Source organism: Citrobacter sp. Cb023 (assembly GCF_030336805.1).
Taxonomy (GTDB): domain Bacteria; phylum Pseudomonadota; class Gammaproteobacteria; order Enterobacterales; family Enterobacteriaceae; genus Citrobacter; species Citrobacter braakii.
This window is the reverse complement of the sequence record NZ_JAOWCV010000025.1, coordinates 250625-266149: the sequence shown is the minus strand read 5'-3', so window position 1 is coordinate 266149 and position 15525 is coordinate 250625. Positions and strand designations below refer to the sequence as shown.

14 protein-coding genes and 1 pseudogene are annotated in these 15525 nt (G+C 50.8%); 9 read left to right on the top strand and 6 right to left on the bottom strand.

From position 1 onward, the window contains the following. Positions 1-12: 12 nt before the first annotated feature. Together OGW44_RS02560 and ptrR are read right to left on the bottom strand one after the other, a co-directional pair. Positions 13-1209: a sugar transporter gene (locus OGW44_RS02560; protein ID WP_016156486.1), complete on the bottom strand. Its 1197-nt coding sequence runs from the start codon at positions 1207-1209 to the stop codon at positions 13-15. A gap of 221 nt (positions 1210-1430) precedes the next feature. Further along, positions 1431-2306 carry a putrescine utilization regulator PtrR gene (gene ptrR, locus OGW44_RS02555; protein ID WP_185654605.1) on the bottom strand — a complete coding sequence of 292 codons (876 nt, stop codon included), beginning with the start codon at positions 2304-2306 and terminating at the stop codon, positions 1431-1433. 102 nt (positions 2307-2408) lie between these two features. Between ptrR and sad the strand changes: the two genes are divergently transcribed. From sad to OGW44_RS02525, 6 genes are all read left to right on the top strand, one after another. After that, positions 2409-3797: a succinate-semialdehyde dehydrogenase gene (sad, locus tag OGW44_RS02550; protein WP_185654606.1), complete on the top strand. Its 1389-nt coding sequence runs from the start codon at positions 2409-2411 to the stop codon at positions 3795-3797. A 175-nt stretch (positions 3798-3972) separates the two neighbouring features. Further along, positions 3973-4899, top strand: coding sequence for a glutaminase B (gene glsB, locus OGW44_RS02545; protein WP_016153077.1), 927 nt, complete (start codon positions 3973-3975; stop codon positions 4897-4899). After that, complete coding sequence (locus OGW44_RS02540; RefSeq protein WP_016153078.1) at positions 4899-5258, top strand: DUF4186 domain-containing protein; 360 nt, start codon at positions 4899-4901, stop codon at positions 5256-5258. The genes glsB and OGW44_RS02540 overlap by 1 nt, the downstream gene beginning before the upstream one ends. An 81-nt stretch (positions 5259-5339) precedes the next feature. Then, positions 5340-5867, top strand: coding sequence for a GNAT family N-acetyltransferase (locus tag OGW44_RS02535; RefSeq protein WP_185654607.1), 528 nt, complete (start codon positions 5340-5342; stop codon positions 5865-5867). Positions 5868-5973: 106 nt separating this feature from the next. Then, entirely contained in the window at positions 5974-7425 is a 1452-nt protein-coding gene (locus OGW44_RS02530) for a tagaturonate reductase (RefSeq protein WP_185654608.1), read from the top strand. Positions 7426-7633: 208 nt separating this feature from the next. Beyond that, the gene (locus OGW44_RS02525; RefSeq protein WP_016153081.1) at positions 7634-8548 is read left to right on the top strand and encodes a bestrophin family protein; all 915 of its coding nucleotides are present in this window, start codon (positions 7634-7636) and stop codon (positions 8546-8548) included. Here the strand turns inward: OGW44_RS02525 and OGW44_RS02520 are convergent. After that, entirely contained in the window at positions 8545-8922 is a 378-nt protein-coding gene (locus tag OGW44_RS02520) for a GFA family protein (RefSeq protein WP_016153082.1), read from the bottom strand. The genes OGW44_RS02525 and OGW44_RS02520 overlap by 4 nt on opposite strands. 131 nt (positions 8923-9053) lie before the next feature. Further along, positions 9054-9812 (bottom strand): trans-aconitate 2-methyltransferase, encoded by a 759-nt coding sequence (gene tam, locus OGW44_RS02515; protein WP_016157955.1) that lies wholly within the window; start codon positions 9810-9812, stop codon positions 9054-9056. A 457-nt stretch (positions 9813-10269) separates the two neighbouring features. On the opposite strand from tam, the pseudogene OGW44_RS25740 reads away from it, so the two are divergent. Further along, positions 10270-10362: pseudogene (locus tag OGW44_RS25740) on the top strand (alpha/beta hydrolase); the annotation flags it as partial. Between the two features lie 218 nt (positions 10363-10580). Here OGW44_RS25740 and OGW44_RS02510 read toward each other — a convergent pair. After that, a complete protein-coding gene (locus tag OGW44_RS02510) occupies positions 10581-11297 on the bottom strand; it encodes a YebC/PmpR family DNA-binding transcriptional regulator (RefSeq protein ID WP_046276377.1) in 717 nt (238 codons plus the stop codon). 454 nt (positions 11298-11751) lie between these two features. Between OGW44_RS02510 and OGW44_RS02505 the strand changes: the two genes are divergently transcribed. Next, the gene (locus OGW44_RS02505; RefSeq protein ID WP_016153085.1) at positions 11752-12039 is read left to right on the top strand and encodes a VF530 family protein; all 288 of its coding nucleotides are present in this window, start codon (positions 11752-11754) and stop codon (positions 12037-12039) included. Between the two features lie 12 nt (positions 12040-12051). Then, positions 12052-13419, top strand: a complete 1368-nt coding sequence (locus tag OGW44_RS02500) for a glycoside hydrolase family 10-like protein (protein ID WP_047359101.1) — start codon at positions 12052-12054, stop codon at positions 13417-13419. 65 nt (positions 13420-13484) lie between these two features. On the opposite strand, the gene OGW44_RS02495 is transcribed toward OGW44_RS02500, so the two are convergent. Continuing rightward, entirely contained in the window at positions 13485-15428 is a 1944-nt protein-coding gene (locus tag OGW44_RS02495) for a methyl-accepting chemotaxis protein (RefSeq protein ID WP_185654609.1), read from the bottom strand. Positions 15429-15525: the final 97 nt, after the last annotated feature.

Below are 15525 nucleotides of genomic sequence, written 5' to 3'. Positions count from 1 at the left end.
CCGGGCACGCTTTTATGAATGCTGAGGCTGCTCTTCCAGTGATACTGGCCATTTACGGAAGATAATCACCGACCATATGAACGCCACAATCGCAGGCACTGCACCTACGTAACCAATCGTAGACATTGACCAGTGCAGACTCACCTGATTTCCCACCAGCGCGCCAGCGCCTATCCCAATATTAAAGATACCTGAGAAAAGGGCCATTGCGACGTCGGTGGCATCCGGGGCCAGCGCCAGCACTTTGACCTGCATACCCAGGCCTATCAACATAATGGCGATGCCCCAGAATATACTCAGGACGGCCAGATGCATTTCGCTGTCCGCTGCGGGCAGTAACAGCACCAGACACACCGTCAACAGGGCAATGGCGCTACTAATCAATACGGAAGCATGTTGATTACCCAGCTTGCCAAAAATGACGCTACCGACAATACCCGCGCCACCCAGAACCAGCAGCAGCACGGTGGCAAAGTTTGCGCTCAGCCCGGCGACGGTCTGTACAAACGGTTCGATATAGCTGTAGGCCGTGTAATGCGCGGTGACCACAATCACCGTCAGCAGATACAGGCTCATCAATGCCGGACGGCGGAATAAAACCGGCAGGCTTTTTAATGAACCGGAATGCTCACTGGGTAATTTTGGCAGGAGCTTAATCAAGCAAAGTAGGGTGACTAACGCCCCCATACCGATGGCGAAGAAGGTGGTACGCCAGCCAAAATACTGGCCAACGATGCGCCCGATAGGCAGGCCCAACACCATCGCCAGCGCGGTACCGGTCGCAATCAGGCTGAGAGCCTGCGCGCGTTTCCCGGCTGGAGCCAGGCGAATCGCCAGCGATGCGGTGATCGACCAGAAAATAGCGTGGGCAAAAGCAATACCGATACGACTGATCACCAGCACGGTAAAATTCCATGCCAGGAAAGAGAGAACGTGGCTGGCGATAAAAACGACAAACAGGCAGATCAGAAGTTTGCGGCGTTCTACCTGGCTGGTAAGCAGCATGAAAGGCAGCGACATCAGGGCGACAACCCAGGCGTAGATCGTCAGCATGATCCCGACCTGAGCGGTCTGCATATTAAAACTTTGTGCGATGTCGGATAACAAACCGACAGGGACAAACTCGGTGGTATTGAAAATAAAACCGGCAATGGCAAGCGTAACTACCCGAAGCCACGCGACCTTGCGGGAAACAGTGTCTGTTGTCATATCAATTAGGTGGATTAGCTGCGAAAAGGTAAGGCCACGATCTTAAAACTTTTGCTGGCTAAAATACAATCATTTCGTGATACAGATCTCATTTCATTGACTGGGTGGCAAAATTGACTGCCGAACATTTCGCGTAATTTTAACTGTTTCATTATTAATGAAATTCCGGGCGTGTGAATTCACCCGGAACGCTATTTATGGCGTTGTTTGAGAATCGCGAATTATTCCGTGCTTTTCGACAACTGAGGGTTCAATACCTCAATAAACGCTTCCAGTTGCCTCGTCATTGCCCCTCTGCGCCAGACCAGCCACGTATTCAGCCAGCGCCAGTTTTCGCTTAGCGGCCAGGCGTGGACCTGATGGTGTCCTGGCATTCTCTCCAGCATCGAACGCGGGATCAGCGCGATACCCGCACCGGCAATGACGCAAGCCAGCATGCCGTGATACGACTCCATTTCATGAATGGTGCCGGGCATTGCGCGATCGGCATGAAACCAGCTTTCAAAATGGCGACGATAGGAACAGTTGGCGCGAAAGGCGTAAATGCTGCAACCGTTAACGTCGCTGGCCCGCTGGATAGGGGGATGACCGTGCGGAGTGACTATCATCATCTCTTCACGGTAGACCGGCATTCCTTCAAGACCTGGATGAGTAATTGGGCCGTCGACAAAGGCGGCGTTCAGCGTCCCGTCGAGCACGCCGTCCAGCATCGTGCCTGAAGGACCTGTCGCCAGCGCAAACTGAATTTTGGGGTAACGCTGATTATATTCAGCCAGCGTGGCAGGGATCCGCACAGCGGCAGTACTCTCGAGCGAGCCAAGAGAGAACAACCCCTGCGGTTCATCGCCGGCGACGACCATTCTCGCCTCGTCAACCAGGGCGAGGATCCGCTGGCTGTAGCGTAAAAAATTGTGCCCGGACGGGGAAAGCCGCAAACGCTGATTTTCACGAATAAACAGATCGACGCCAAGGTCGGCTTCAAGCTGGCGAATACGGGTGGTGAGATTGGATGGCACGCGATGCACCTTCGCGGCGGCCTGCGTAATACTGCCTGTCTCCGCGACGGCGTTGAACATTTCCAGTTGCGTCAGATCCATAATATTCTCTGTTCGTGAATGGTGTGGTTAATATTATTCATTTTTCAGAAAGAGTAAATATGCGCATGATATGACCATACCCTGCGATAAAGAGAGGCACTTATGACTATCACAGCAGCAACACATGCGATTTCCGTTAACCCTACCAACGGTGAAAAGTTGGCGGCAATGCCGTGGGCCAGTACTGAAGAGATTGCACATGCGCTGAGCCTTGCCGCGAATGGCTACCGCGAATGGAAACACACTGCCGTTGAGCACCGTGCGCAAACGCTGCGTCATATCGGGCAGGCTCTGCGTCATCGCGCGGAAGAGATGGCGCAGTGTATCTCACGTGAAATGGGGAAACCCATCAAGCAGGCGCGTGGTGAAGTTGCCAAATCAGCCGCATTGTGTGACTGGTACGCCGAACATGGACCGGCGATGCTCAACCCGGAACCTACGCTGGTGGAGAACAACCAGGCGGTGATTGAATATCGCCCCGTTGGAACTATTCTGGCGATCATGCCGTGGAACTTCCCGCTCTGGCAGGTACTTCGCGGCGCCATTCCAATTATGCTGGCCGGAAATGGCTATCTGTTAAAGCATGCGCCAAACGTAACCGGCTGTGCTGCGATTATCGCGCAGGTTTTTGCTGATGCGGGCGTTCCCGCGGGTGTTTATGGTTGGGTGAATGCCGATAACGCCGGGGTAAGTCAGATGATCAATGACCCGCGTATCGCGGCGGTAACGGTGACGGGCAGCGTTCGAGCCGGTGCGGCGATTGGTGCTCAGGCGGGTGCGGCGCTGAAAAAATGCGTGCTTGAACTGGGGGGTTCCGATCCGTTTATTGTCCTTAATGATGCTGACCTCGATCTGGCCGTTAAGGCGGCGGTCGCCGGTCGTTATCAGAATACCGGACAGGTTTGTGCGGCAGCAAAGCGCTTTATTATCGAAGAAGGAATTGCGGCAGAATTTACGGCTCGTTTTGTGGCGGCCGCGAGCGCGCTCAAAATGGGCGACCCGCTGAACGAAGAAAACGATCTGGGTCCGATGGCAAGATTTGATCTGCGCGATGAGCTGCATCAGCAGGTCGAAGCCTCCCTTGCCGAAGGCGCGCGGTTACTTCTCGGCGGGGAAAAAATCGCGGGTCAGGGCAATTACTATGCCGTGACGGTTCTGGGTGATGTCACCCCGGAGATGACAGCTTTTCGTCAGGAGCTGTTTGGCCCGGTTGCAGCGATTACCGTTGCAAAGAATGCGGAACATGCCTTAGCGCTGGCTAATGACAGTGATTTCGGCTTATCAGCCACGGTGTTCACCGCGGATGAAGCTCTGGCGCAGAAGATGGCGTCACGCCTGGAGTGTGGGGGCGTATTTATCAATGGTTACAGCGCCAGCGATGCCCGCGTTGCTTTTGGCGGCGTGAAGAAAAGTGGTTTTGGCCGCGAGCTTTCACACTTTGGTCTGCATGAGTTTTGTAATGTACAGACCGTCTGGAAAAACCGCCTCTGATGGTGTGGGTGCCTCCGACGGGGGCACCGGCCTTAATTCTGCGATGTTTCGGTCTGCGTCATGAATCTCACCCGCTCATGCAGACCGTGGCCAGATTCCGCCTTCCGGCCTGACGCTGCGTATTCAGCTCTGTTATACTCGCAGGCCTTTCATACCTGCGAGCAAGGAGCATGTTGTGGCCAGGGCCATGGACAATTCAATTTTAGAGACCATTGTGCAGCAGGTTCGTCCGCTGATTGGTCAGGGTAAAGTCGCTGATTACATTCCTGCCTTAGCTTCTGTCGACGGTTCAAAACTGGGTATTGCTATTTGCACCGTCGATGGACAGCACTATCAGGCGGGGGATGCGCAAGAGCGCTTTTCTATTCAGTCAATTTCAAAGGTGCTCAGTCTGGTCGTGGCGATGCGTCACTATCAGGAAGATGAGATCTGGCAACGTGTCGGCAAGGATCCTTCCGGGCATCCTTTTAATTCCCTGGTGCAGCTGGAAATGGAGCAAGGGATCCCACGCAATCCCTTTATCAACGCCGGGGCGCTGGTGGTTTGCGATATGCTGCAAGGACGTCTGAGCGCACCGCGTCAACGGATGCTGGAAGTGGTACGGGCGTTAAGCGGCGTTTCGGATATCGCCTATGATGCGACGGTGGCGCGTTCTGAGTTTGAGCACTCGGCGCGTAACGCGGCTATTGCCTGGCTAATGAAGTCCTTTGGCAATTTTCACCACGACGTGACCACCGTTTTGCAAAATTACTTTCACTACTGCGCACTGAAAATGAGCTGTGTGGAGCTGGCGCGCACGTTCGTCTTTCTGGCGAATCAGGGACATGCTTTTCATCTTGCTGAGCCGGTGGTTACGCCTATGCAGGCCCGGCAGATCAACGCGCTGATGGCGACCAGTGGCATGTATCAGAACGCAGGGGAATTTGCCTGGCGAGTGGGCTTACCGGCGAAATCTGGTGTGGGGGGCGGTATCGTGGCTATCGTGCCTCACGAGATGGCGATTGCCGTCTGGAGTCCGGAACTGGATGCGGCGGGAAATTCGCTGGCGGGTATCGCCGTGCTGGAGCAACTAACGCAACAACTGGGGCGCTCGGTTTACTGATGAACACGCTCGATCCTCTTTTTGCCCGGCTGGCGAAATCAACGTTTCGCTCGCGGTTTCGCCTTGGCCAGAAAGAAAGGCAGTATTGTCTGGATAAAGGCGCGCCGGTTATCGAACAACACGCCACGGATTTTATTGCCAAACGGCTGGCGCCCGCGTTTCCTGCCAATGACGGTAAGCAGACACCTATGCGCGGGCATCCGGTATTTATCGCTCAACATGCCACGGCGACCTGTTGTCGGGGATGTCTGGCGAAATGGCATGATATCCCTCAGGGTGTGGCGTTAAACGATGAACAGCAGCGTTACGTTGTCACGGTTATCTATCACTGGCTAGTGATCCAGATGAACAAGCCATAGATAACATAATCCTATGATATGACTCCTTGTGTTGTGCAATTGTTAAAAGCAGTATGAAGGGGTCATTCTAAGGAGAAAAAAATGGCTTCCTGTAAACCCTGCTTTGTGCTGAGCGCGGCCCAGATTCTGTCGAGAATCGATGAATTCAGCGACATCCTTGAAACATGCGTCAATGATGGCGCCTCTGTCAGCTTTATGCTCCCTTTTAGTGGTGATAAATCACGGCCTTTCTGGATAAGTGTCGCGCAAAGCGTTGACCGTGGAGAAAGGATTGTTCTGGGTACACAGAACGCACAGGGGGTGCTTGTCGGTACCGTCCAGCTCATTATCGATCAACCCGAAAACCAACCTCATCGTGCTGATGTCGCCAAGCTGCTGGTTCACCCCTCAGCGCGGCGCGGTGGTGTTGCCCGGACGTTGATGAACGAACTCGAAAACTGCGCGCGTCAGCAAGGGAAAACGCTGCTGGTGCTTGATACAGCGACGGGGAGTGACGCTGAGTTGTTCTACCACAATTGTGGATGGCAAAAAGTAGGGGTGATACCGGACTATGCAAAAATACCTGACGGGAAGCTGACCGGGACCACACTTTTCTACAAAACTCTCTAATTTGTCGCCGGGGATTGATCAAAACAGGGTTTCAATGTATTAAAGTTTGCTAACCTATTGGACCAATTCAATCAGGTTGTATGACTAATTAAAAAGGGAACCCATTGTGCAAACACTAAATCGTCGCGATTTCCCCGGTGCTCAGTATCCTGAACGCATTATTCAGTTTGGTGAAGGAAACTTCCTGCGCGCCTTTGTTGACTGGCAAGTCGATTTGCTGAACGAACATACCGATCTGAACGCTGGTGTAGTCATTGTTCGTCCTATCGAAAGTACCTTCCCGCCATCTCTGAGTACGCAGGATGGTCTCTATACCACCATCATTCGTGGTTTGAATGAGAAGGGCGAGGCCGTAAGCGATGCCCGTTTGATCCGTTCGGTTAACCGCGAAATCAGCGTCTATAGCGAATACGATGAGTTCCTGAAGCTGGCGCATAATCCAGATATGCGTTTTGTGTTCTCCAACACGACTGAAGCGGGCATCAGCTACCACGCGGGCGATAAGTTTGAGGATGCACCGGCGGTGAGTTATCCGGCTAAACTGACCCGACTGTTGTTCGAACGCTTCAGCCATTTTAATGGCGCGTCGGATAAAGGCTGGATTATCATTCCTTGCGAACTGATTGATTACAATGGTGATGCGCTGCGTGAACTGGTCCTGCGCTATGCTCAGGAGTGGGCGCTGCCGGAGGCATTTATTCAGTGGCTGGATCAGGCCAACGCATTTTGCTCCACGCTGGTGGACCGCATTGTTACCGGTTATCCGCGTGACGAAGTGGAGAAACTGGAAGCTGAGTTGGGCTATCACGATGCCTTCCTCGACACTGCAGAACACTTCTATCTGTTCGTTATTCAGGGACCGAAGTCATTAGCTGCAGAGCTGCGTCTGGATAAATATCCGCTTAATGTCCTGATTGTTGATGACATCAAACCGTACAAAGAACGAAAAGTGGCGATTCTCAACGGCGCACACACCGCACTGGTTCCCGTTGCCTGGCAGGCAGGGCTGGACACCGTGGGCGAGGCGATGAATGACGCAGAGATTTGCGCCTTCGTTGAAAAAGCGATTTATGAAGAGATCATTCCGGTACTGGATTTACCCCGCGATGAGCTGGCGTCTTTCGCCAGCGCGGTGACCGGTCGATTCTGCAATCCGTACATCAAGCATCAGTTGCTGTCTATTGCCCTGAACGGCATGACTAAATTCCGTACCCGTATTTTGCCGCAGCTGCTGGCAGGGCAACAGGCCAGCGGCAAACTGCCGGCGCGCCTGACGTTTGCGCTTGCCGCGCTGATTGCTTTCTATCGTGGAGAGCGTAACGGTGAGGCTTATCCGGTCCAGGATGATGCGCACTGGGTGGCACGTTTTCAACAGCTGTGGTCCCAGCATTATGACCGCCAGATAAGCACCGAAGAGTTAGTCAAGTCGGTACTGGGTGTTAAAGAACACTGGGAACAGGACCTGACTCAGGTTTCCGGACTCGTGGAGCAGGTTTCAGCCGATCTGGATACCATTCTGGCAAAAGGCATGCGTGAAGCCGTTAAGCCATTATGCTAAGAAGACAACCCGGCTCAGGCCGGGTTTTTTATAGAACATTCCTTAGTTACAACATACTATTGTTTATTAATGACTACACCGTTCTGTAACTCCGGTGCGCGGTGGTTCTGGCAGCGCTAAAGTTGTTTAGTTAATGTTGCGATTAACTTGCAACATTGATCATGATCGCGTCTAATGTGATGGATTTCACATTTTCCCGAAGAAAACCATGATCGTTCGCCCCCAACAACACTGGCTACGCCTGATATTCGTCTGGCATGGGTCAGTATTATCTAAAATCTTTTCACGACTGCTGCTGAACTTCCTGCTCTCCATCGCCGTTATTATCATGCTTCCGTGGTATACGATGCTGGGAATCAAATTCACCCTGGCGCCATTCAGCATCCTCGGCGTGGCGATTGCAATCTTTTTAGGTTTTCGCAATAACGCCTGTTACTCACGTTACGTTGAGGCCCGACACCTGTGGGGGCAGTTGATGATTGCTTCCCGATCGCTACTGCGTGAGGTAAAAACCACCTTACCGGACGACGCCGAATTAGGGCAGTTTGTTCGTCTGCAAATCGCGTTTGCCCACTGTTTACGCATGACTTTACGTCGAAAGCCACAGGCAGAGCCGTTGGCGAAGTACCTCAGCGAGAAAGATCTGCAGACGGTATTTGCCTCACAATCTCCAGCAAACCGCATTTTGTTGTTGATGGGAGAGTGGTTGGCCGTGCGCAGGCGTAATGGTCAACTGTCAGACATATTATTTCATAGTTTAAACAATAGGTTAAACGATATGTCTGCGGTACTGGCTGGTTGTGAGCGGATTGCGAATACCCCGGTCCCGTTTGCTTATACTTTGATCCTTCATCGCACGGTATACCTGTTTTGTATCATGCTGCCATTCGCGTTAGTGGTGGATCTGCACTACATGACACCGTTTATCTCGGTGCTGATTTCCTATACTTTTATCTCGCTCGACACGCTTGCAGAAGAGCTTGAAGATCCGTTTGGCACAGAGAACAATGACCTGCCGCTGGATGCGATTTGCAATGCGATCGAAATTGATTTGCTGCAGATGAACGATGAAACAAATGTGCCAGCAAAACACATGCCTGATAAGCATTACCAACTAACTTAGTTACGTTCGTTTTGCCACCAGGCTGGCTGCATATCGGAAAACGAATGAAACTCAGGTGCCAGGTCTTCATCGTTAGGATCATCAAAAGCCCCGGCTAAAAGTGCAATTACCGGGGCGTCATCAATAGCGCCCACGGAACTGCCGCACTGAGGGCAAAAGGCTCGACAACTCGTTTCTGACGAGCGCCAGGTTGTCGGTTTTCCGGCTTTTCCCGTCCATTCTACATTTTCTGCATCAAACTCAATCCAGACGACGGTCGGTGCGCCCGTATGTTTCCGGCATATATCGCAGGAGCAGGTATGGGAATTATTAGGACTGCTGGCCGTGAAGCGGATCGAACCACAAAGACACCCACCAATGTAGACTTTAGACATAACAACTCCCGTCAGAAACACGTGGCAAGACACTAGCAGATGCCTCGCATTGTCACTAGATCCTTATGTTAAAAAGGCGAGGGCGCTCATAGGCGATCCACTATTCCTGTGATCTATCTGATGATAAATGCTTAATTATTGCGTCGCGCAACAATAAACAATCGGGGAAATGCCAGTAAAATTTTGCCATTTTCCTGCAGTGGATATTGCTCCTGAAGTAGTTCGTGGTAGCGCGCCAGATACTGACGTTGCTCGCTTTCTCTCAAATCCTGCAACCAGGGGCGCAGGCCTGTAGAACTCACCCAGTCGATAATTGCTTGATGAGAATCCATAATGTGATAATACGTGGTACGCCAGATATCCACCTCACAGCCAGTTTCGGTCAAAATATCATAGTAGGCATGTACGCCAGGAAGTGGCGCACGACCCCGGTCCGGGAAACCCTGTTCATAAGCCACTTCGCGCATCAGAACATGCGTGGGTTCCAGCCAGTTATCCGGCATTTGTACGGCCAGAACGCCGTTGCGACCCAGCAGCGATACCAGGTTCGGCAATAGTTCATAGTGATCGGGTACCCATTGTAAAGACGCATTTGCGTAAAGCAGATCCACAGGATGCTCGGGCTGGAACTGACTGATATCCGCTTCAATAAAATGGCATTGCGGTAATGCGTTGCGCGCTTCATTCAGCATGGCGGGTGAGGAATCAACCCCGGTTATTACAGCCGAAGGCCAGCGCTGATGCAGTAATGCCGTGCTGTTTCCCGGACCACAGCCAAGATCAACAACTGAACGAACACTCTCTAACGCCACTCTGTTGAGTAATTCCGCTGCGGGTCTTGAACGTTCAGTTTCATATTGCAGATAAAGCGAAGGGTTCCAGTCAGCCATGAATGAATCTCCAGTATGAGAGAAAAAGGCAGAAAGGACCGCATAAGTCCTTGCCGGTGAGCCATTTCATTTAGAAGATTATATGATAATGAAGGATAAGGGCAGAAATATGCCAGGAAGACAGATTGGCATGTCTGTGGTTTGCCTGCGTGAAATACAGTTATCGATTTTGATGTTCAGTGAGTGATGCCGCACAGGTCGAAAATGGTTAGCGCTGGTAACGGCATTTGAAAAGAGGTTTTGCCATCATTATTGAGCAGCACAAGGATTACCATAGAGCTTCAGATTCTACCTTACTCCATGTGAGTGCGTATAATGTATATTATGTTAAATGCAATTTGGTATTTGATGGATGCTTAGTTCATACCCCTTAGCTGACGCCGTTCCATCAAATCCTTACCCTTCCCTTATCTGCTACGGTAACAAGTTTTCGTCAGATGACCCCGAATGCAGATCCCTCTTTAGCCATTCTCAGTTTGGCGGTTCCGGTTGGTACACAGTGATGAAAAACGATAAGGTCAGAGCTGTTGTCGCCTTCGAGTCAGGAAGCCAGGAAGCGGTTTTTTTCATTCCTGGAAAAGCTCCCCGTGCTAATCCTGACTGAAAACTGCTGGACATGACTGTCTGCCTTGAGCAAAAGCAGACAGTCACTTTGATTTTCTACCGTAAGTTTTTTCTTTTTTTATAATCAATGTATCGGGCTAGATATTTTTGTAACAACTTTATAAGTTAAAGATCTGCCGCAATAACAGATTCCTTTATTTATAATTAGAGGTTTGCAACGTTGTGATAGACTTTTTGAACATCATCGTCATCTTCAAGGGCATCAACGAGTCCTGCAAAGATTTCTAAATCTTCTGGTGAAAGTTCAACTTCTGATTGAGCAATCATTTCTAATTCTGTTGTTGAGAATTCATTAATCCCAGCGGCTTTCAGGGCTGCAATTCCTTTATGAAGGTCTGTAGATTCAGTATAAATAACGATGTTTCCCTCTTCTTCGGTTACATCGCGAACATCTACATCAGCATTAAGCAAAATTTCAAAAATATGGTCAGGATCTGTTCCTGCAAATACAATCACCCCGGTATTGTCAAACATATAGCTGACAGCACCTGCCGCTCCGATATTCCCGCCTTTTTTATTGAAAATTGAGCGCACATTAGCAATCGTACGGTTAACATTTGACGTCAATGTTTCAGCGATAATCAGTGAACCACTTGGACCAAAGCCTTCATAACGCCCTTGCACGAACGTTTCATCGCTGCCGCCTTTGGCTTTATCAATTGCTTTATCAATAACGTGTTTAGGAACCTGTGCTTGTTTCGCACGTTCAATAACGAATTTTAAAGCTGAGTTTGATTCTGGGTCTGGTTCACCTTGTTTGGCAGCAGCATAGATTTCCACACCGAATTTTGCATATATATTAGACGTTGCACCGTCTTTAGCAGTTTTTTTAGCAACAATATTTGCCCATTTACGTCCCACTGGAATAGTCTCCTCAGAAATTCATTTACATTACATGCAGATTAATAGCCTGCAAATTTTTCCGCAATATTATATCATGATATGTAAACTCTCGTCCATGAAAAACAAAATATCCATGTTTTACTAAATGTTACTTTAATTTTATCAATAGTTAACATTATGGATATGTTATTTTCGCTTTTTTTAGATCTTTTGTTTTTTTATTTTAATAGTCGAATGACAGCGATAATACATAAATAAAGAGAAACTGGAGTAACAATCCAGGTATAAATACCCACTTAAGATTAATGAACGCATCTAATCCAGATCTTTTCTTCAGCAATGTTTGGCTGATGTTTACTTCTTAATCATGAAAGCCTGAGGAACAGATGCCATTGCTGGTCGACCCGCTTTCTTGTAACCTTCTTCCCGTTGCACTACTGACAAAATCTGGAACCACTGAACTGGACTTCATATGAATGCTCATATTTCTAAAGACCCTTTACATGGCGTAACGCTTGAAATGCAGGTCAATGCACTGGTTGATCGTTATGGTTGGGCTGAGCTGGCGCAACGCATTAATATCAACTGCTTTAAAAATGAGCCGAGCGTTAAATCCAGTCTGAAGTTTCTGCGCCGCACGCCGTGGGCGCGGGCAGAAGTTGAAGCGCTGTACCTGGATTCACTGCATGACCTTGCCTCAAATAACACCACCGAACCGGCGTTCGATCCCTGGGCTAACAGCCGAAACAAGAAAAATTAAGAGCAAAATCTGATGTCAGCATCCGGTTTTATTTCAGCAAATTATCAGAAAAAACTGGCGACTATTCTCGCCCGTTCCCGAGCCAGGCTGCCGCGAACCAACATGAAATGGTTTGCGCTGCTCGTAGGCAGTATGTTGCTACTTGGCAGTTGTTCTTCACAGCCGCCCGGTTCAAAAATCACCCCACTGCCCCCGGTGGGCAAACCGCAGCAGAGCAAGGAGCCGGTGCGCGGTATCTGGTTGGCAACGGTTTCGCGTCTTGACTGGCCGCCGATTTCATCCGTCAACATCAGCTCGCCTGCCGTTCGTATCAGCCAGCAGCAAAAGGCGCTGACGGACAAGCTGGATAACCTGAAACGTCTTGGTATTAACACCGTTTTTTTCCAGGTGAAGCCCGATGCCACTGCGTTGTGGCATTCTACAATCTTGCCGTGGTCAGATACCCTGACCGGTAAGATTGGTCAGGATCCGGGTTACGATCCGTTACGGTTTATGCTCGATGAAGCGCATAAACGCGGAATGAAAGTCCATGCCTGGTTTAACCCCTACCGCGTGTCCGTGAACACTAAACCGGCAACGGTTACCGAATTAAACAACACGCTGTCACAGACGCCTTCCAGCGTTTATGTCCTGCATCGGGACTGGATCCGTACCTCGGGCGAGCGTTTTGTGTTAGATCCCGGTATTCCCGAAGTGCGTGACTGGATAACCAGTATCGTGGCTGAAGTCGTTGAGAATTACCCGGTTGACGGCGTGCAATTCGATGATTACTTCTATACCGAGTCTCCCGGCTCTGCGCTCAACGACAGCCAAACCTTCAGAAGATACGGCCAGGGATTTGTCTCCAAAGCTGACTGGCGGCGCGATAACACGCAACGCCTGATCGCGCAGGTTTCACGAACTATCAAGAAACTCAAACCTGAAGTTGAATTTGGCGTCAGCCCTGCGGGCGTGTGGCGCAACCGTTCGCACGATCCGGCGGGCTCCGACACGCGCGGCGCGGCAGCCTATGATGAATCGTATGCGGACACCCGCCGCTGGGTGCAACAAGGCTTGCTGGACTACATCGCCCCGCAGCTGTACTGGCCTTTTGCCCGCGACGCGGCGCGTTACGATGTGTTGGCGAAATGGTGGGCAGATGTCGTCAAATCAACCAACACCCGCCTGTATATTGGGGTGGCGTTGTACAAAGTCGGTGAGCCGTCGCGAAAAGAACCTGACTGGACGGTTAAAGGCGGCGTGCCGGAGCTAAAAAAACAGCTCGATCTGAACGAGTCTGAACCGCACATTAACGGCACAATTTTGTTTCGCGAAGATTACCTTAATCAGCCGCAAACGCAGGAAGCCGTGACCTATATTCGCAGTCGTTGGGGGCGTTAATGGTCGTCCGAATTAGATTTATAACGCAAGAGCGCCCGGTAATACGGACGCTCTTAACCGATCCATCAGGCAACTGAAGGCTCAGGCAATCTGAATGATGAGACCAGCATCGCCAGCTGTTCCGCCTCCTCTTTCAGCGCCTGCGTTCGCGCGGCAGCATCATCTATTAACGAGGCGTTTTGCTGAACGGTGCTGTCCATTTCGGTAACGGCCAGCGTAACTTCGGAAACGCCCTTGCGTTGTTCTTCACCCGCAACGCGTATTTCCCCCATTAACTGACGTACCTGACGTACATTACTGACCAGTTCTCCCAGACGTTCGCCCGCATTGTGAATTTGCTGACTTCCGCTACCTACATGAGAAACGGATTCATCAATCAACGCTTTTATTTCCTGCGCGGCGGTGGCGCTGCGCTGGGCCAGCGTGCGCACTTCGGAGGCCACAACGGCAAACCCTCTCCCGGCATCACCTGCTCTGGCGGCTTCAACCGCGGCATTCAGGGCGAGAATATTGGTCTGGAACGCAATGCTGTCGATAACCGCGACAATTTCCACCATTCTGCCGGATGAGGCACTGACGTTATCCATTGTAGAGATAACACCCTGCATAACATCGCCGCAGCGGTTGGCCGTTTGCGCGGTGCTATCAGAGAGTTCATCCGCCAGTTGTGTATTACTGGCATTTTGATGAACGGTCGCATTTAACTGTTCCATCGCCGCTGAACTCTCTTCCAGCGCAGCGGCCTGTTGCGTCACGCGAGATGAAAGTTCCATATTACTGTCTGCCAGGCTGACAGCGTTATTCGCCACCACTACGCTACTGCTTCTGACAGTGATCAGAATGGCTGAGATTTTATCGACGAACAGGTTAAACGCTTCGGCGATAGCGGAAATCTCATCTTTGCCACGCACATCCAGGCGACGGGTAAGATCGCCTTCTCCCTGCGCAATGTCATCGAGAGCCTGACGGGTATCATCGAGACGTGAAATCAGTCGGCGAACCACCAGCCAGGATCCCACCAGCAACAGAGTCATGATCGGGATCAACACTTCCAGCACGTCCTGCATCATCACTTTGGCAAGGCCGACGATACGCGATTCAGGCGTCGCAAGACCAACAACCCAACCGGTATCCGCCATCGGGAACAGCATCACCCGTGAAGCCGAATTCAGGACGTTATCATTTGCAAGCGTAATCGTTTTCACCCCGTCCGCTGGGCGCAGAGATTTCAGACCGTTTTCCACCGGGATAAGCCATTGCGCGCTTTGCGCCAGATCGTTAATGGTTTTATATTTCGCCAGATCGGCCTGCGGGAAATAGAGGATTTGTCCCTGCTTGTCCACCACAAACGCGTAACCACCGGTGCTGTTTCCCTGCTGCTGCATGAAAGTGGCGACGTTATCCAGGCGAATATCGGTGGTGGCGACACCGGCAAACTTGCCCGCCAGTTGATAAGGTACGCTGCACGTCACCATGTTGACGCCTGAACTGGCGTCCTGGTAGACATCAGACCATAGGCAACTGTTTTGTGAATGCCCTTTAGCATGCTGATACCAGTTTTCATTGTGGTATCCGCTTGACCCTTCGATGTTATAGTCGTTGGAATACACCAGTTTACCTTCAGCATTACGCGCCCAGAAAAAGCTTCTTTTCTCCACACCTGCGGTGAAAGCGTCTGGTTCTGGCCAGATGCCGCCGCCGGTAATAATCGAATCTTTATCTTCACCAATCAGATGCGGAACGACGCTTTGGTAAAGAGATTCATCATTTGGCAGCACCTCAGCCAGTCGTGACAAGCTGACGGTCTCACCTTCAATTCGGGACAATACGGTACTCAACTGGCGGGTTAAACCTTGCCCTGTTTCTTCGATCAGGGCGGTGTTGATTTCAACGACGCGCGGTTGACCACGCCAGAGCATAATCACCACAATAACAAGGGTCGTGACTGCAAGCAGCAGAATGCCGCCGATGGTTAAACGCGTTGAAATACGAGTAGGATACCAGGCCATACAAACTCCTTCTGCAAAAGGCTAACTTTTATCCAGTATCGGCACAGGCGTTTATATCTTTATAAAGTTTTCTTAAGTATCACAAAATAAATAGGTG